Source organism: Cellulomonas composti (genome assembly GCF_007990245.1).
Classification (GTDB): Bacteria; Actinomycetota; Actinomycetes; order Actinomycetales; family Cellulomonadaceae; genus Cellulomonas; species Cellulomonas composti.
The window spans coordinates 255,923-271,613 of record NZ_BJWG01000002.1; the positions used below are offsets into that span (position 1 = coordinate 255,923).

Below are 15,691 nucleotides of genomic sequence, written 5' to 3' on the forward strand. Positions count from 1 at the left end.
GACCCACGGACCGGTCGGGCTCACGCTCCCGGATCCCGCTCAGGCTCGATGCGGTGCCAGGGGCGGCGGTCGTCGGTGGGAGTCGGGGTCGACGTGACGCGCACGGCGTACGTGGGCGGGTCCGCCGCGACGACGCCGAGGTAGTCGTGGCCCGTCATGTCGCACCACACCGGCAGGTCGATCGGGGCGACCGGGTCACGCGTCGAGAGGTGGACGACCGTGCCGTCGTCGAGCTCGGCGACGCGGCGACGCAGCAGGATCAGCAACCGCGCGCAGCCCAGGTCGCCGCCGTCGATCGTGACGACCGCACTCGAGGGCGTAGAACTCGAGGGCGCAGCGCTCGAGTGCGTAGAGCTCGAGGACATGGCGCTCGAGGACATGGCGCGATCTTCGCACGATCGACCCGCCGAGATGCGGGCCGGGGGCCGACTGGCAGCACCCGGGGGCCGTGCGTGTGTACCGTCGGCCGCATGACTCGCAGCCCTCTCGAGCTCCCGGCCGACGCGGCCGGCTGGCCACAGTTCCTCGCGCAGACGGTGGACGCCTCGCTGGCGGCCGCGCGCACCATGCTGGCCACCCTCGTCGACGGCACCGACCGGACCGCCGAGCAGGTCCTCGACCTGTGGAACGACGCCGACGCGGCGCTCGCGCAGGCGTCCGCCGCCGGGCACCTGATGAGCGAGGTGCACCCCGATCCCGACGTGCGCAGCGCGGCCGAGGCCGGCGCCCAGGCCGCCGAGGACCTCGCGACCGAGCGTGGGCTGGACCGCGAGCTGTGGGAAGTCGTCGCGGCGGTCGACCCGGTCGGACTCGACCCGGCCGCGCAGCGACTCCACGACCACCTGCTGCGCGACTTCCGCCGCGCGGGCGTCGACCGCTCGGCCGACGAGCGTGAGCGGCTGCGCACCCTCGCGCAGCGCTGCACCGAGCTCGGGCTGGAGTTCTCCCGCAACATCCGCGAGGGGTCCCGGAGCATCCGGGTGCGTCCGGAACAGCTGGCCGGGCTGCCCGAGGACTTCCGCGCCGAGCACGCACCGGGCGACGACGGTCTCGTCGTGCTCACGACGGAGTACCCCGACCTGATCCCGGTGCGCACGTACGCGACGGACGCGGGCGTGCGGCGCGACCTGACGAGCGAGTACCTGCGGATCGGCTGGCCGCAGAACGGGCCGGTGCTCGCCGAACTGCTGCGGCTGCGCGCCGAACGCGCCGGCCTGCTCGGCTACCCGGACTGGCCGACGTACGACGCCGAGGTCAAGATGATCGGCTCCGGCACGGCGATCGCCGACTTCGTCGACCGGCTGGACGAGCTCACGGCGCAGCCGGCGGAGCGTGACGTCGCGGTGCTGCTCGCGCGCTACCGGCAGGACGACCCGGGCGCGACCGCGGTCACAGCCGCCGACAGCCTCTACTACGACCAGGTCGTGCGGCGCGAGCAGTACGACGTGGACGCGCAGGAGGTGCGCGGCTACTTCCGCTACCCCGCGGTGCGCGACGGCGTGATGTCGACGATCGGGCGGCTGCTCGGACTCGAGTTCACGGCCGTGGACGTGCCGTCGTGGCACCCCGAGGTCGAGGCGTACGACGTCACGGACGCCGCCGACGGCTCGGCGCTCGGCCGGTTCTACCTCGACATGCACCCGCGTGCCGGCAAGTTCAACCACGCGGCGCAGTTCTCGCTCGTGCCCGGCGTCGCGGGTCTGCGACTGCCCGAGGGCGTGCTCGTCTGCAACTTCCCCACGGGCACGATGGAGCACGACGACGTCTGCACGTTCTTCCACGAGTTCGGGCACCTGGTGCACGAGATCGTCGGCGGGCACCAGCGCTGGGTCGCCTTCGGTGGCGTGGCGACCGAGTGGGACTTCGTCGAGGCGCCGTCGCAGCTGCTGGAGGAGTGGGCGTGGGACGCGGGTGTGCTGAGCACGTTCGCGTCCGACGCGCAGGGCAACCCGATCCCGGCGGCCCTCGTCGAGCGGATGCGCCGCGCGGACGCGTTCGGGCGGGGCGCCTGGACGCGGCGCCAGCTCAACTTCACGGCGCTGTCCTACGGCCTGCACGCGACGCCGCCTGCCGACCTCGACGCCTACACGGCATCGGTCGACGAGCGGTTCGGTCCGTACGCGCCGCTGCCCGACACGCACCAGGTGACGGGCTTCGGGCACCTCGACGGCTACGGCTCGGCGTACTACACGTACCTCTGGAGCCTGGTGATCGCCAAGGACCTGCGCACCGCGTTCGGCGACGACCTGATGAGCACCGCCGTCGGCCGGCGCTACCGCGAGGAGATCCTCGCGCCCGGGGGCACGGCGGACGCCGCTGACCTCGTCGAGCGCTTCCTCGGCCGGCCGCGCGAGTTCGACGCGTTCGAGGCCTGGCTCGCGCAGCGGGCCTGAGGCGGGCCCCGGAGGCGCGGGGGCGGGTGGACCTGCCACCCACCCCCGCAGATCCTGACCCGCACGCCACCTCGCGGCAGGTCAGGAGATGGGGTCAGCGCAGGATGGCGCCGAAGATCGCAGCGGCACCGACGCCCGCGAGCGTCCACGCGACCATGCTGCCGCCGAGGTACGCGACGAAGCGCATCCGGTCGGCGAACGAGCCCTCCCAGCGCGGGGCGGGGGCCCAGCGGACGGTCTCGACGGCGTGACGAACACGCACGCGGACGGGAAGGGCGGGGGCAGCGGAAGAGGTCACGGCAGACACGTCGGGCTCCTTGTGGGTGCTGGAGAGTGCGGCCGGGGTCACCGGCCTGCCCATCGTCTCACGATCTGGACGGTCGGCGGGCGGGCCTTTCGGCCCACGCGCGCCCGTCCTCTCGGGCGGTAGGTGATCCCTGTGCGCGGCGGGCCCGGGGGCCGACCGACGGGCCCGCCGGCGGCGGCTCATATCCTCGTGCGGTGCCCCGGATCGTCGAGAAGCTCGTGCCTGCGCGCCTCGGCACCGGGTTCCGGTGGGTGCTCGGCTCGTCGTGGTCGTCGAACCTCGGCGACGGGATCGTGCTGGCCGCGGGTCCGCTGCTCGTCGCCTCGCGCACCGACGACGCCTTCCTCGTCGCGCTCGCAGCGCTGCTCCAGTGGCTGCCGCCGCTCGTGTTCGGGCTGTGGGCGGGCGCGGTCACCGACCGCGTCGACCGGCGACGGCTCGTCATCGCGGTCGACACGCTGCGCACCGTCGTCCTCGCGCTGCTCGCCGCCGCGGTGCTGTTCGACGCCGCGAGCATCGCGCTCGTGCTCGTCGCGATGGTGCTGCTGGGCACGGCGGAGACCTTCGCAGACAACGCGTCCCAGACGCTCGTCCCCATGCTCGTCGCGCGCGACGACCTCGCACTCGCCAACTCCCGCATCCAGGCCGGTTTCATCACGGTGAACCAGCTCGTCGGGCCGCCGATCGGCGCCGCGCTGTTCGCCGCCGGCCAGGCGGTCCCGTTCGCCGCCGACGCGCTCCTCGTCGCCGCGGGCGCGGTGATGATCTCGCGGCTGCGGCTGCCCCCGCACGGCGTCGAGCGGCACGAGCGCTCGCACGTGCGCGCCGACATCGCCGAGGGCGTGCGGTGGGTGTGGCACCACGCGGCGGTCCGCACCCTCGTGCTGACGATCTTCATCTTCAACGTGACGTTCGGCGCCGCGTGGTCCGTGCTCGTCCTGTACGCGCGCGACCACCTCGGCCTCGGCGCGATCGGGTTCGGCCTGATCACCACCGTGCAGGCGCTCGGCGGGCTGGTCGGCACCGCCGCCTACGGCTGGCTGACGGCGCGGATCTCGCTCGCGAACCTCCTGCGCGTCGGACTGATCATCGAGACGCTCACGCACCTGGCCCTCGCGCTGACGAGCACGCCCTGGGTCGCGATGGCGGTCTTCTTCGTCTTCGGCGCGCACGCGTTCGTCTGGGGCACGACGAGCATCACCGTCCGCCAGCGCGCCGTGCCGACCGCGTTGCAGGGGCGGGTCGGGTCGGTCAACCTGGTCGGCGTCTACGGCGGTCTGGTGATCGGCGCGGGGATCGGCGGGGCGCTCGCCCAGCACCACGGCGTCACCGCCCCGTTCTGGTTCGCGTTCGTCGGGTCGGCGTTGTTCGTCGTGCTCATCTGGCACCAGCTGCGCCACGTCGCGCACGCCGACGAGCGCGAACAGCCTCTCGACGCGACACCCGCCGACCAGTGACGCCCACCCGGGGCGCCGCCCGACGTAACCCGGGGGCGTGGCCGGACACTTCCAGGTATGGGCATCGAGCAGGGCGACGGGGACGCGCAGCGCTTCGCCGCGATGTGGGAGCGGTACGCGCCCCGCATCCAGGCGTACGCGTCGCGCCACGTCGGCCGCGACGACGCCCAGGAGATCGTCGCCGAGACCTTCCTGGTCGCGTGGCGACGGCTCTCCGTCGTCCCCGGTGAGCCGCTGCCCTGGCTGCTCGTCGTCGCCCGCAACACCGTGGCCAACCATCGCCGCTCCCAGCACCGTGCGCGCCTCGTCTCCGACGAGCTGGCGCGCCTGCGGGACGTCGCGGCGCCGGGCCCGGCGGCCGACGGTGTCGTCGAGGAGCGCGACGCGCTCCTGCGGGCGCTCGCGACGCTCACCGCGGCGGAGCGGGAGGCGCTCCTGCTCGTGGCGTGGGACGGGCTCGCGCCCGCCCAGGCCGCGCAGGTCGCCGGCTGCTCCGTCACCGCGTTCAAGGTGCGCCTGCACAGGGCACGCAAGCACCTGGACGTGGGCCGTCCCGCCGACGCCGCCCCCCGGGACGGTCGTCTGGCTCTCGCACCCCAGGAAGGCTGACCCATGCGCCCGCTCACGCTCGACGACCTGCGCCCCCAGGCGCCGCTCGACCCCGACGGCCTCGAGGCCGCCCGCATCCTCGTCCTCGCGCAGGTCGCGCAGACCGCGCAGGCCGCCGCCGACGGTCCCGACGAAGGTCGCGACGACGCCGCCGACGCGGGCGTCCTCCCGCTGCGCCCCCGCCGGGTCACTCCCCGGCGCGTCGCCGCCATGACCGCCGCCGCGGCCGCGGTCGCGGCGGTCGCGGTGCTGGTCCCCAACCCGTCCGACCCGGTCGCGTTCGCGGGCTGGAGCACCGTCCCGTCGGCGGTGGGCGACCTCGAGGCGCTCGGCGCCGAGTGCATCGCGATCCCCGACGAGGTCGAGGTCTCGAACCCGCAGGACGAGGACCCGCAGGACGTCGCGAGCCGCAGCCTGCGCGACGCCGTCGCGAAGGTCGGCGACCGCCGCGGGAGCACGAGCCTCGTGGTGCTGACCTCGCCCGGCGGCGGGTTCCAGTCCTGCGTGATCGGGCCGGACTTCCGGCTGGCGTCGGTGGTCGGGCCGACCGGCTCGAGCTTCTCCAACCCGAGCGGCGACCTGCCGGGCGAGGGCGCGATCGGCATCGGGGGCGACAGGTCCTTCCCGTCGGCGGGCGAGGCGACGTTCGCGTCCGGCGACATCGTCGGCATCGGCGGCGACCCGGCGCTCGGCATCGCGACCGGCCGCGTCGGCGAGGGCGTCACGGGCGTCGAGCTCACGCTGTCCGACGGCACGGTGATCCAGGCGACCGTCGCCAACGGCCTGTGGGCGGCGTGGTGGCCGACGCAGGACGTGCCCGCCGGGCTCACGCCGATCGGCGCCGACGGCACCCGTCTCCCGACGGCGGACCTCGACGCGGACGAGTACGCGCAGCTGGTCTGGCAGATCGCCGACGCGGGCGCGTGACCTCGCGCGTCAGGCCGCGACGAGGAGCACCAGCAGCGTCGCGTTGAGCACGACGACGAGGACGACGACCCCGACGAGCACGGCGTGCAGCCGGGTGCCGGTGCGCGACCCGCCCATGAGCGCGCGGTCGCGGGTCAGCCGCACGAGCGGGATCGCGGCGAACGGGATCCCGAAGCTCAGCACCACCTGGCTGACGACGAGCGTCCAGGTGGGGTCGGCGCCCAGCCCGAGCAGCAGCACCGCCGGGATGATCGTGACGACGCGGCGCACGAGCAACGGGATCTGCCGGTGCAGCAGCCCGCCCATGATCGTCGCGCCCGCGTAGGCGCCGACCGACGTGGAGGCCAGGCCGGAGGCCAGCAGGCCCACCGCGAACGCCCCGGCGACCACGGGCCCGAGCGTCGTCTCGATCGCGGCGTGCGCGCCCTCGATGGTGTCGGTGCCGGGCACGCCCCGCAGCGCCGAGGCCGCGAGCAGCAGCAGGCCGATGTTGACCAGGCCGGCCACGACGAGCGCGATCCCGACGTCCCAGCGCGTCGAGCGCAGCAGCCGCACGCGCTCGGCGCCGGGGGCCGCGAACCCGTGCCGGTCCCGCGCCAGCGCGGAGTGCACGTAGATCGCGTGCGGCATCACGGTCGCGCCGAGCATGCTCACGGCGAGCAGCACGGAGTCGGAGCCGTCGAAGCGCGGGACGAGCCCCGAGAGCACACCGCGCGCGTCGGGCGGGCTCACGACGAGGCCCGCGAGGAAACCGACGGTGATGACGGCGAGCAGGGCCACGACGACCGACTCGAACCGGCGCTGCCCGAACCGGTTCTGCGTCGCGAGCAGCCCGAGCGAGACGACGCCGACGATCACCCCGCCGACCGCCAGGGGCAGGCCGAACAGCAGGTGGAGCGCGATCGCGCCGCCGACGACCTCGGCGATGTCGGTGGCCGCCGCGACCAGCTCGGCCTGCGCCCAGAACGCGAGCCGCGGGCCGCGGCGCAGCCGGGCGCCCAGGAGCTCGGGCAGGGACGCGCCGGTGACCAGACCGAGCTTGGCCGACTGGTACTGGACGAGCACCGCGATGGAGTTCGCGACGACGAGCACCCACAGCAGCAGGTAGCCGTAGCGCGCGCCGGCGGTGAGGTTGGCGGCCACGTTCCCGGGGTCGACGTAGGCGATCGCCGCGACGAACGCCGGCCCGAGCAGCAGCGGCGCGCGCGCGGCGGCCCGGATCCCGCGGGTGGCCGCAGGCGTCGTCGTCGGCGGAGCCGGAGGCATTCGTCTCACCTCCCCTGAAAAGTTCGGACGACCGAACTCTAGCGCCACCAGGCGGGTCGGTGACGGCTCACCGGGCGCGGCGCGGCCAGGCCTATACCGTGGCACCAGGAGACATGCGGGCCGTCCGGGGTGACCCGCAGGCCACGGGACGGACGGCGTGGAGGCCGGGTGGGTGACGACGAGCAGGTCCGCGTGCTGGTGGTGGAGGACGACCCCGACACCGCCGCCTTCGTCCGGACCGTCCTCGAGCGGCGCGGCGGCATGGCCGTCACGGTCGCGCACGAGCCGATGTCGGCACTGGCCGAGATCGACCGCACGACGTTCGACGTCGTCCTGACCGACGTGCAGCTGCCGGGCATGTCGGGTCTGGACCTCCTCGGCGAGCTGCGCACCCGCGCGCTCGGGGTCCCGGTCGCGGTCATGACGGCGTTCGCGAGCGTCGACTACGCGGTCGAGGCACTGCGCCGGGACGCCGACGACTTCCTGGTCAAGCCCGTCTCGGCCGCGACGCTGCTGGAGAAGGTCACGGCGCTCGCCGCGCAGGGGCGGGCCCGCCGCGCGGCGATCGCGCCCACCGAGACGGTGCTCGCGATCGGCGCGCACCCCGACGACGTCGAGATCGGCGTGGGCGCGACGCTCGCCGCGCACGCGGCGGCGGGCGACCAGGTGGTGATCCTCACGCTGTCCGGCGGGGCCGTCGGCGGCGACGCGCAGGCCCGCCGGCACGAGGCGCTGACGTCGGCCGCGGTGATCGGCGCACGCCTGTACCTGCACGACTTCGCGGACACACGGCTCGACCCCGCCGGCGGCCTCATCACGACGATCGAGGAGACGATCGCCGAGGTCGGCGCGACGGTCGTCTACACGCACTCGGCCCGCGACCGGCACCAGGACCACCGCGCGGTGCACCAGGCCGCCGACGTGGCCGCACGCCGCGTGGCGTCGTTCGCGTGCTACCAGAGCCCGTCGAGCACCGTGGAGTTCGCGCCGACGCGGTTCGTGCCCGTCGACGGGTTCGTCGAGGTCAAGCTCGCGATGCTCGCCGCGTTCGCGTCCCAGGCCCACCGTGACTACCTCGAGCCGGACCTGGTGCGCGCGACGGCGCGGTACTGGTCGCGGTTCGGCTCGAGCGGCCGGTACGCCGAGCCGCTGGAGATCGTGCGCGCGGGTGCGTTGCTCGCCGCGCGGCTGCCGGCGGCGCGCATGCAGACCGGTGAGGAGGCGTCGACGTGACGAGGGTGCTGGTCACGGGCGCGGGCGGCCCGGCCGGGGTCGCCGTGATCCGGTCGCTGCTGCGGCGGGCCGAGCGTCAGGGCGACGTCGAGGTGCTGGCGGCGGACATGGACCGGTGGGCCTCCGCGCTCTACCTCGTCGGACCCGACCGGCGGTTCCTGGTGCCCGCGGGACGCGCCGACGACTTCGTCGGGCAGGTCCGGGACCTGTGCCGGCGCGAACGCGTCGACGTGCTGTTCCCAACGGTCGACGTCGAGCTGCCGCGCCTCGCGGCCGTGCGCGACGACCTCGCTGCCGACGGGGTCGCGCTCGCCTCCCCCGCGCTCGCGACGCTCGAGACGTGCCTCGACAAGCTCGCGCTCGCCCGCGCGTGCGCGCGTACGGTCCGGGTGCCGCGCACCGAGCTGGTCGGCACGCCGCAGGCCGTCAGCGGCTGGGACTTCCCGGTGATCGTCAAGCCGCGCCGCGGCGCCGGCTCGCGCGGCGTGCGGACGGTCGGCTCGCAGGCCGAGCTCGACGCGGTGCACGCCGAGGAGGACCTGCTGGTCCAGGAGCTGCTGCCGGGCGACGAGTTCTCGGTCGACGTGCTCGCGGACCTCGACGGGCACGTCGTCGCGGCCGTGCCGCGCGCGCGGCTGCGCGTCGACTCGGGCGTCGCGGTCGCCGGGACGACCGTGCGCGACGACGAGCTCGTGGCGACGGCGTCGGCCGTCGCGGCGGCGGTCGGCCTGACGACGGTCGCGAACGTGCAGCTCAAGCGCGACGCCGACGGCCGGCCCGCGCTGCTCGAGGTCAACCCCCGCTTCCCGGGCGCGATGCCGTTGACCATCGCGGCGGGCGTCGACATGCCCTCGCTCGTGCTCGACGCGATGCTCGGCCGCCGGCTGCCCGCGCACCTCGACTTCCAGGAGGTCGCGAACGTCCGCTACCTCGAGGACGTCTTCCTGCCCGTCGGCGAGATCCTCCCCGCACCATGACTCCGCCGACTCCGCCGTATCCCCTGCTCCGGCTCGACGGCGACCACCACGTGCACTCGACGTTCTCCGACGACGCGGTGAGCACCCCGCGGGAGAACCTCGAGGCCGCCCGACGAGCGGGCCTGCGCGTGGTGCGCATGGTCGACCACGTCCGCACGACGACGACGTACGTGCCCGAGCTCGTCGCGGCCGTGCGGGCGCTGCCCGGCGTCGACGGGCTCACGGTCCTGACCGGGGTCGAGGCGAAGATCCTCGACGCGACCGGCCGGATCGACGCCCCCGCGGACGTGCTCGCCGCGCTCGGCACGACCACCGGCGTGGACCGCGTGCTGCTCGCGGACCACCAGCTCCCCGGGCCCGACGGGCCGTGGAGCCCGCGCGAGACCGCGGCGCGCCTGGCGGGCGGGCTGCGGCCCGCGGACGTGATCGAGCTGCTGGTCACGGGCACGATCGCGGCGATGCGGCGGGCCGGCCGGGCTCAGCTCGCGCATCCGTTCTCGATCCTGCCGAAGATCGGCCTGGGCGAGGACGACGTGCCCGACGACCTGCTCGACGAGCTCGCGGCGACCGCCCTCGCCACGGGCACGCCCGTCGAGGTCAACGAGAAGTGGGGCTGTCCGGGGCCGCGGGTCGTGGCGCGCCTCGACGCGGCCGGCGTCGGGCTCGTCGCGTCGACCGACGCCCACGTGGCGGCGGACGTGGGCGTGTACCGGCGGCTCGCGGGGGCGGGATGAGTCACGCCACGCGCGACGTCCTGGTCACCGTGCTCGTCGTGCTCGTCGGGATCGCGATCCTTCCGGTGGTCGCGGGGCTCTACCAGTTCCTGCTCGTGCCGGTGCACGCATGGCGCAACCACCTGGCGCGCGCGCGCCCGTACCTGCCCAACGTGGTGGTCGTGGTGCCGGCGTGGAACGAGGGCGCGGTGATCGGGGCGTCGCTCGACCGGCTGATGGGGCTCGAGTACCCGCCGGAGCGGCTGCGCGTCCTCGTGGTCGACGACGCGAGCACGGACGACACCCCCGACGTGGTGAGGGCCCGGGCGGCGCGGCACCCGGGCCGGATCGTGCACCTGCGCCGTGACCGCGGCGGCCAGGGCAAGGCGCACACCCTCAACCACGGCATCGCGCACGCGCTGGCCGACGACTGGATGCAGGCGCTGCTCATCATGGACGCGGACGTCATCTACGCGCCGGACGCGCTGCGCAAGATGACCCGGCACCTCGCCGACGACCGGGTCGGCGCGGTGACCGCCTTCATCCGCGAGGGCAGCGTCCACCCGGGCGCGGTCTCGAGGTTCATCGGGTACGAGTACGTCACGGCGCAGGCCGCGGCCCGCCGCGCGCAGAACGTCATGGGCGCGATGGCGTGCCTCGCGGGCGGCGCGCAGCTGCACTCGCGCGCCAACCTCGAGGCGATCGGCGGGCAGGTCGACACCTCGACGCTCGCGGAGGACACGTTCACGACGTTCCTCACGCAGCTCGACGGGCGCCGCGTCGTGTTCGACGGCGCCGCGGTGGTGCTCGCGGAGGAGCCCGACTCGGTCGCCGCGCTGTGGAAGCAGCGGGTCCGCTGGGCGCGCGGGAACGTGCAGATCACGGGCCGGTTCCGGCGGGTGTGGTTCCGGCCGTGGCGCAGCCCGCTCGGCCGGCTCGACTTCGGCGTGGTCTGGTTCTCGGTGTTCGGGCTGCCGGTGTTCATGGCGCTCGCGGCGCTCGCGCTCGACGGGCTCTACCTGCTCGACGGGCAGGCGGCGCAGCGGGTGTTCCGCGGGCTGTGGTGGCTCGCCCTCGTCGCGTACGTGTTCATCACCGTCACGACGCTCCTGCTCGACCGCGCCTCCGCGCGCCGGTCGTGGCGCGAGGGGTTGCTGTTCCCGGGCGTCGGCGCGCTCGTCGTGATGTCGGCCGCATGGCGGCCCGGGCTGTGGGAGGAGTGGCTCCCCGGTCTGTTCGACCTGCGGCTCACGCCGGACGGGCTGACGGTGTGGACGCTCCTGCTGTACTCGTGGTCGCTGCTCGCGATGGCGCTCGCGTGGGTCGTGCGATGGGCCGAGACGACGCGCGGCCTGCGCTGGGCGTCGCGGCCGCTGCTCTACCTCGTCGGGTTCGGGCCGGTGCTGTGCGCGATCACGCTCGACGCGTACTGGCGTCAGGCGCGCGGCGCGGCGGCGGTGTGGGACAAGACCGAGAAGACGGGCCGGGTGATGGGTTGAACGGCATGGACGACGACGGGCGGCACGGTCGCCACGTGGGCGCCGCGGTCGACCCGCTCGACCCGGTCGAGCTCGAGGCCGAGATCCGCGCCGACGCCCGGGCGGAGCGCCGGCTCGTGCTCGTCGCGGCCGTCGCGGGTGCGGCGGCGGCCGCGGTGGCCGCGCTGCGCTGGCTGGGGGCCTGACGTGCGCGCGCTGGTCGTCGACGACGAGCCCGACGAGGCCGCCCTCCTCGGGACGCACCTGCGCCGCGCGGGCTGCGAGGTCACGTTCGCGACGAGCGCCGAGCAGGTGCTCGCCGACGCGTCGCTGCTCGATGTCCAGATCGCGTTCGTCGACCTGCGGCTGCCGGGGATGGGCGGGTGGGAGCTCGTCGAGCACCTGCGTCGGCTCCGGCCGGGCTTGCGCATCGTCGTCGCGTCCGTGCTCGACGAGCACGACTACCCGGCCGCGGACGCCCGCCTGCCCAAGCCGTTCACGGGCGAGGCCGTGCAGCGCGCGCTCCGTGAGGCCGGATCCGAACCGGACGGGGCGGCGCGCGCATGAGCGAGCGGCCCCCCGTCGAGCGTCGCACGGGTCGCACGCGTCCCGACGACGACGCGGACGGACCGCCGGCCGGGGCGACCGCACCCGGCCCGCCGCGGTCCGCGGCCCTGCCCGACCATCGGCCCGACCCGCCCGATCTTCCCGACCGGCCCACGGAGCTAGCCGACGATCAGGCCGACGACGAGACCGACGACCTGGTCGGCATGGACCAACGGACCCTCGCGCGCTGGTCGTGGGCGCTCGGCGCCCACCCGCGCGTGATGATCCAGCACCTGCCGTTCGACGGGTTGTTCGTGGTCGCGTGCCTGACGCTGGCGCTGCCGTTCTCGCACGTCTCGGGGACGGTCGGGGTGTGGTTGGCCGTCCTGCTCGTCGTGCTGCAGGTGCTGCTCGCACGGTTCGTGGCGTGGGACCGGCAGCCCGACTGGACGCAGGACGTGCTGCCCGTGCTCCAGATCGTCGCGGTCGCGTCGCTGCGGGCGGCGACCGGCGGCACGCAGTCGATGTACACGTCGCTCGTCTTCCTGCCGGTGATCACGCTCGCGGCACGACCCGGCGTGCGCGGGGTCGTCATCGGGGCGCTCGGCGTCGCGGCGACGATCACGGTGCCGGCACTGATCGACAGCGAGCTCACGCTGACCTCCGCGGTCACGTGGCGCGCGGCGTTCGTCGCGCTGGTCGCTGCCGTGGTCGGGGTCGCGGTGCACCGGACGACCGACCGGCTGCGGGCCCGCACCGCCGCGACCAACGCGCTGCGCGCGAGCGAGGCACGCCTGCTCGCGCAGGTGCAGGCGGACGCGGCCGAGCTCGCACGCGTCGCGGAGCTGCGCCGCACGTCCCGCGACCAGCTCGTCTCGGTGATCGACTCCGCGACCGAGCAGGCGATCATCGCGACGGACGCGGCGGGCATGGTCGAGGTGTTCAACCGCGGCGCGGAGCGGCTGCTCGAGTACTCGGCCGCGCAGGTCGTCGGGCGGGCGTCGCTCGTGGACTTCCACCGGCCCGGTGAGCTCGAGCAGCGGTGGGAGGAGCTGTTCGGCGCGACCGCGCTCGACGACGACCCGCGGCTACCGCTCGAGGCGCTCGTCGGGCCCGCGCTGGCGGGCCGGTCGGAGTCGCGCGACTGGACGTACGTGCGCCACGACGGCAGCGAGGTCACCGTCCGGCTGGCCGTCACGCGGCGGCTCGACGTGGACGGCGCGACGATCGGCTACGTGGTGGTCGCGAGCGACGTCACGGCCGAGCGCGAGGCCGCGCGGCTCAAGGACCAGTTCCTCAGCCTCGTCAGCCACGAGCTGCGCACGCCGCTGACGTCGGTGCTCGGCTACCTCGAGCTGCTCACCGACGGCACGGACGACCTGTCCGACGAGCAGCGCGAGTACCTCACGGTCATCGAGCGCAACGCGCGCCGCCAGCTCAAGCTCGTCGGCGACCTGCTGCTCACGGCGCAGGTGGACGCCGGGACGTTCGCGGTCGCGCCGCAGCGGATCGACGCCGCCGACGTCGCCCGGGCGTCGGTCACCGCCGCGCTGCCGGCCGCCGAGGCCGCCGGCGTGACGCTGCTCTGCGAGAGCGTGCCGTCGCCCGTCGACGCGGATCCGCTGCGGCTCGCGCAGGCCGTCGACAACCTCGTCTCGAACGCCGTGAAGTTCACACCGCACGGCGGCTCGGTGCGCGTCGTCGTCGGGCCGGACCGCCGGGCCGACGAGGGCGCGGTCCGCATCTCCGTGGTCGACACCGGCATCGGGATCCCGCCCGACGAGCTCGACCGCCTCGCGACCCGGTTCTTCCGCGCGACGACCGCGACGCGCCGCGCGATCCCGGGGATCGGGCTCGGGCTGTCGATCGCGAAGGCGGTGGTCGACGCGCACGGCGGCGAGCTGCAGATCACGAGCACGGTCGGCGAGGGCACGGCGTTCACGATCGCCCTGCCGCCCCCGGCCTGACCCGGCCGACCGCGCGCGCGGATCAGGCGGCGACCTCGCGCACCCACGCACCCTCGTCGGACGGCTGGAACCCGACGCGGCGCAGGTAGTCGCGGCTCGTCGGCTCCGGCTCGACGACCAGGCGGCGCAGCCCCAGCGCACGGAACACCCCGCTGCGCCCGTAGACGAACTGACCCGGCCGGAAGTCGCGGAACCGCGGCGTGACGTAGTCGAGCTGCACCCGCCCGACGCCCGCACCCTCGTCGTGCACCTGCACCACGCCGATGGTCTCGTCCCCCCGCACGACGAGGAAGGCGGCGGTGCCCGAGGCCGGGCCGGGGTACTGCGGCGCGTGCTTGGCGATGTCCGCGGCGTGCACGTGCAGCACCCGGGCGAGGTAGGCGTCGTCGGTCGCCACCGGCACCATCTCGTAGGTCTCCTCGTCACCGCGCTCACGCAGCAGCCGCACGATCCAGACCACGTCGATGATCGAGATCGCGAAGTTCATCACCGCGAAGGGCCACACCCCGATCGCGGCGTTGTAGACGGTCGCGATCGCCGCCCCGGTGAGGTTGAGCACCCGGAACCGCATCACCTTCGCCACCATCAGCGAGACGATGACCAGCACCGAGCCGATCCAGCCGAAGACCTCGAACCAGTTCATCCCCCGAGGCTATTCAGTTGCCGTCGGCCGCGCGGGAGGCGCAGCCTGGTCGGCATGACCATCGTCCGGCAGGTTCCGGTCACGGCCACGGCGACGGAGCCGGCGGCCGCCCTCCTGCGCGGCTACGTCACGGCGATGAACGCGGTCACCAGGGACACCTGGGTGGTCGACGACTTCCGGCGCGAGCCGGACGAGGTCCTCGGCGCGATGCGGCCGACGCCGTACGAGCTCCGGCCCCGGTTCGTCGCGCTCGCCGACGACGCGGACGACGAGCCCCGCCCCGACCAGGTCCTCGGCTGGGGCGTGCTCAACCTGCCGCAGCGGGAGAACACCTCGTGGGCCTACCTGCAGGTCGGCGTGCTTCCCGCGGCGCGCGGTCGGGGCATCGGCACCGCGCTCTACGACGCGCTGTTCGCGATCGCGCTCGAGGACGACCGCACGGTCTTCTGGACGGAGACGGAGCACGCCTCGGAGGCGCCCGCCGGGCCGGACGCGCTCGTCGCGCCGACCGGGTCAGGGCGGGTCCCCGCCGACGACGCGGGTGTGCGGTTCGCGCGCAGCCGCGGCTGGCGCCTCGAGCAGGTCGAGCGGCACTCGCGGCTCGAGCTGCCCGTCGACGCGGACCGGCTGGCGCGGCAGCGGGCGGACGCCGCGGCGGTGGCCGGCGCCGGGTATCGCACGATCTCCTGGACCGGTCCGACTCCTGCGCTCTGGCAGGACGCGATGGCGCTGCTGCGCACGCGGATGAGCGCGGGCGTGCCGCTGGCCGGCCTCGTGTACGAGGAGGACCAGTGGGACGCGGCGCGGGTGCGCGACCACGACGACCAGCTCGTCGCCCGCGGCATGCAGATCATGGTCACCGCGGCGCTGCACGAGGAGTCGGGCGAGCTCGTCGCGTACTCGGAGTTCGAGATCCCCTCGGTGACCTGGGACTTCGTCTACCAGGGCGACACGTTCGTCCTGCCGCCGCACCGCGGCCACCGGCTCGGCATGCTCGTCAAGGCGGTCAACCTGCAGCGGCTCGCCGCCGACCTGCCGGACGTGCGCCGCGTGAGCACCTGGAACGCCGAGGAGAACGACCACATGCTCGCGATCAACGTCGCGCTGGGCTTCCGCCCTGCCGGGTGCTGCGGTTCCTGGCAGCTCAAGGTGGCCGAGCCGGCGCCGTAGCCCGA

Annotated in this window: 16 protein-coding genes; 12 read left to right on the top strand and 4 right to left on the bottom strand. The window is 74.6% G+C overall.

Annotated features, from left to right (window positions below):
- Positions 1 to 20: 20 nt before the first annotated feature.
- Positions 21 to 380 (bottom strand): sulfurtransferase TusA family protein, encoded by a 360-nt coding sequence (locus tag CCO02nite_RS03760; RefSeq protein ID WP_246117322.1) that lies wholly within the window; start codon positions 378 to 380, stop codon positions 21 to 23.
- A 90-nt stretch (positions 381 to 470) separates the two neighbouring features.
- On the opposite strand from CCO02nite_RS03760, the gene CCO02nite_RS03765 reads away from it, so the two are divergent.
- Entirely contained in the window at positions 471 to 2,393 is a 1,923-nt protein-coding gene (locus CCO02nite_RS03765) for a M3 family metallopeptidase (RefSeq protein ID WP_146841697.1), read from the top strand.
- Positions 2,394 to 2,487: 94 nt separating this feature from the next.
- Here CCO02nite_RS03765 and CCO02nite_RS03770 read toward each other — a convergent pair whose 3' ends face one another.
- A complete protein-coding gene (locus CCO02nite_RS03770) occupies positions 2,488 to 2,691 on the bottom strand; it encodes a chemotaxis protein CheW (RefSeq protein ID WP_246117323.1) in 204 nt (67 codons plus the stop codon).
- Between the two features lie 203 nt (positions 2,692 to 2,894).
- Between CCO02nite_RS03770 and CCO02nite_RS03775 the strand changes: the two genes are divergently transcribed.
- From CCO02nite_RS03775 to CCO02nite_RS03785, 3 genes are read left to right on the top strand one after another with little or no spacing between them, the layout of a single operon-like run.
- Positions 2,895 to 4,157 (top strand): MFS transporter, encoded by a 1,263-nt coding sequence (locus CCO02nite_RS03775; protein WP_146841699.1) that lies wholly within the window; start codon positions 2,895 to 2,897, stop codon positions 4,155 to 4,157.
- A gap of 57 nt (positions 4,158 to 4,214) precedes the next feature.
- Complete coding sequence (locus CCO02nite_RS03780; RefSeq protein ID WP_146841700.1) at positions 4,215 to 4,766, top strand: RNA polymerase sigma factor; 552 nt, start codon at positions 4,215 to 4,217, stop codon at positions 4,764 to 4,766.
- A 3-nt stretch (positions 4,767 to 4,769) separates the two neighbouring features.
- Complete coding sequence (locus CCO02nite_RS03785) at positions 4,770 to 5,693, top strand: hypothetical protein (protein ID WP_146841701.1); 924 nt, start codon at positions 4,770 to 4,772, stop codon at positions 5,691 to 5,693.
- A 9-nt stretch (positions 5,694 to 5,702) separates the two neighbouring features.
- Here the strand turns inward: CCO02nite_RS03785 and CCO02nite_RS03790 are convergent, their stop codons facing one another.
- A complete protein-coding gene (locus CCO02nite_RS03790; RefSeq protein ID WP_146841702.1) occupies positions 5,703 to 6,959 on the bottom strand; it encodes an Nramp family divalent metal transporter in 1,257 nt (418 codons plus the stop codon).
- Between the two features lie 168 nt (positions 6,960 to 7,127).
- Between CCO02nite_RS03790 and CCO02nite_RS03795 the strand changes: the two genes are divergently transcribed.
- The 7 genes from CCO02nite_RS03795 to CCO02nite_RS03825 are packed head-to-tail and all read left to right on the top strand — an operon-like array spanning position 7,128 to position 13,873.
- Complete coding sequence (locus tag CCO02nite_RS03795; RefSeq protein WP_146841703.1) at positions 7,128 to 8,192, top strand: response regulator; 1,065 nt, start codon at positions 7,128 to 7,130, stop codon at positions 8,190 to 8,192.
- Complete coding sequence (locus tag CCO02nite_RS03800; protein ID WP_146841704.1) at positions 8,189 to 9,169, top strand: ATP-grasp domain-containing protein; 981 nt, start codon at positions 8,189 to 8,191, stop codon at positions 9,167 to 9,169. Before CCO02nite_RS03795 ends, CCO02nite_RS03800 begins: the two co-directional genes overlap by 4 nt.
- Positions 9,166 to 9,903: a PHP domain-containing protein gene (locus tag CCO02nite_RS03805; protein WP_146841705.1), complete on the top strand. Its 738-nt coding sequence runs from the start codon at positions 9,166 to 9,168 to the stop codon at positions 9,901 to 9,903. The genes CCO02nite_RS03800 and CCO02nite_RS03805 overlap by 4 nt, the downstream gene beginning before the upstream one ends.
- On the top strand, positions 9,900 to 11,381 hold the full coding sequence (locus tag CCO02nite_RS03810) for a glycosyltransferase family 2 protein (RefSeq protein ID WP_146841706.1): 1,482 nt from the start codon (positions 9,900 to 9,902) through the stop codon (positions 11,379 to 11,381). The genes CCO02nite_RS03805 and CCO02nite_RS03810 overlap by 4 nt, the downstream gene beginning before the upstream one ends.
- Before the next feature lie 5 nt (positions 11,382 to 11,386).
- On the top strand, positions 11,387 to 11,566 hold the full coding sequence (locus CCO02nite_RS03815; protein ID WP_146841707.1) for a hypothetical protein: 180 nt from the start codon (positions 11,387 to 11,389) through the stop codon (positions 11,564 to 11,566).
- A 1-nt stretch (position 11,567) separates the two neighbouring features.
- Positions 11,568 to 11,927 carry a response regulator gene (locus CCO02nite_RS03820; RefSeq protein WP_146841708.1) on the top strand — a complete coding sequence of 120 codons (360 nt, stop codon included), beginning with the start codon at positions 11,568 to 11,570 and terminating at the stop codon, positions 11,925 to 11,927.
- Complete coding sequence (locus CCO02nite_RS03825; protein ID WP_222593129.1) at positions 11,924 to 13,873, top strand: sensor histidine kinase; 1,950 nt, start codon at positions 11,924 to 11,926, stop codon at positions 13,871 to 13,873. Before CCO02nite_RS03820 ends, CCO02nite_RS03825 begins: the two co-directional genes overlap by 4 nt.
- Positions 13,874 to 13,895: 22 nt before the next feature.
- Here the strand turns inward: CCO02nite_RS03825 and CCO02nite_RS03830 are convergent, their stop codons facing one another.
- Positions 13,896 to 14,516: a YgjV family protein gene (locus tag CCO02nite_RS03830; protein ID WP_146841709.1), complete on the bottom strand. Its 621-nt coding sequence runs from the start codon at positions 14,514 to 14,516 to the stop codon at positions 13,896 to 13,898.
- A gap of 54 nt (positions 14,517 to 14,570) precedes the next feature.
- Here CCO02nite_RS03830 and CCO02nite_RS03835 point away from each other — a divergent pair, with 54 nt between their 5' ends.
- Positions 14,571 to 15,686 (top strand): GNAT family N-acetyltransferase, encoded by a 1,116-nt coding sequence (locus tag CCO02nite_RS03835; RefSeq protein ID WP_146841710.1) that lies wholly within the window; start codon positions 14,571 to 14,573, stop codon positions 15,684 to 15,686.
- Positions 15,687 to 15,691 lie beyond the last annotated feature (5 nt).

Excerpts from the sequence above, each read along its gene's own strand:
- CCO02nite_RS03765 (WP_146841697.1), top strand. The coding sequence starts at position 471 with ATGACTCGCAGCCCTCTCGAGCTCCCGGCCGACGCGGCCGGCTGGCCA.
- CCO02nite_RS03760 (WP_246117322.1), bottom strand. The coding sequence starts at position 380 with ATGTCCTCGAGCGCCATGTCCTCGAGCTCTACGCACTCGAGCGCTGCG.
- CCO02nite_RS03805 (WP_146841705.1), top strand. The coding sequence starts at position 9,166 with ATGACTCCGCCGACTCCGCCGTATCCCCTGCTCCGGCTCGACGGCGAC.
- CCO02nite_RS03825 (WP_222593129.1), top strand. The coding sequence starts at position 11,924 with ATGAGCGAGCGGCCCCCCGTCGAGCGTCGCACGGGTCGCACGCGTCCC.
- CCO02nite_RS03830 (WP_146841709.1), bottom strand. The coding sequence starts at position 14,516 with ATGAACTGGTTCGAGGTCTTCGGCTGGATCGGCTCGGTGCTGGTCATC.
- CCO02nite_RS03810 (WP_146841706.1), top strand. The coding sequence starts at position 9,900 with ATGAGTCACGCCACGCGCGACGTCCTGGTCACCGTGCTCGTCGTGCTC.
- CCO02nite_RS03815 (WP_146841707.1), top strand. The coding sequence starts at position 11,387 with ATGGACGACGACGGGCGGCACGGTCGCCACGTGGGCGCCGCGGTCGAC.
- CCO02nite_RS03780 (WP_146841700.1), top strand. The coding sequence starts at position 4,215 with ATGGGCATCGAGCAGGGCGACGGGGACGCGCAGCGCTTCGCCGCGATG.
- CCO02nite_RS03785 (WP_146841701.1), top strand. The coding sequence starts at position 4,770 with ATGCGCCCGCTCACGCTCGACGACCTGCGCCCCCAGGCGCCGCTCGAC.
- CCO02nite_RS03790 (WP_146841702.1), bottom strand. The coding sequence starts at position 6,959 with ATGCCTCCGGCTCCGCCGACGACGACGCCTGCGGCCACCCGCGGGATC.
- CCO02nite_RS03835 (WP_146841710.1), top strand. The coding sequence starts at position 14,571 with ATGACCATCGTCCGGCAGGTTCCGGTCACGGCCACGGCGACGGAGCCG.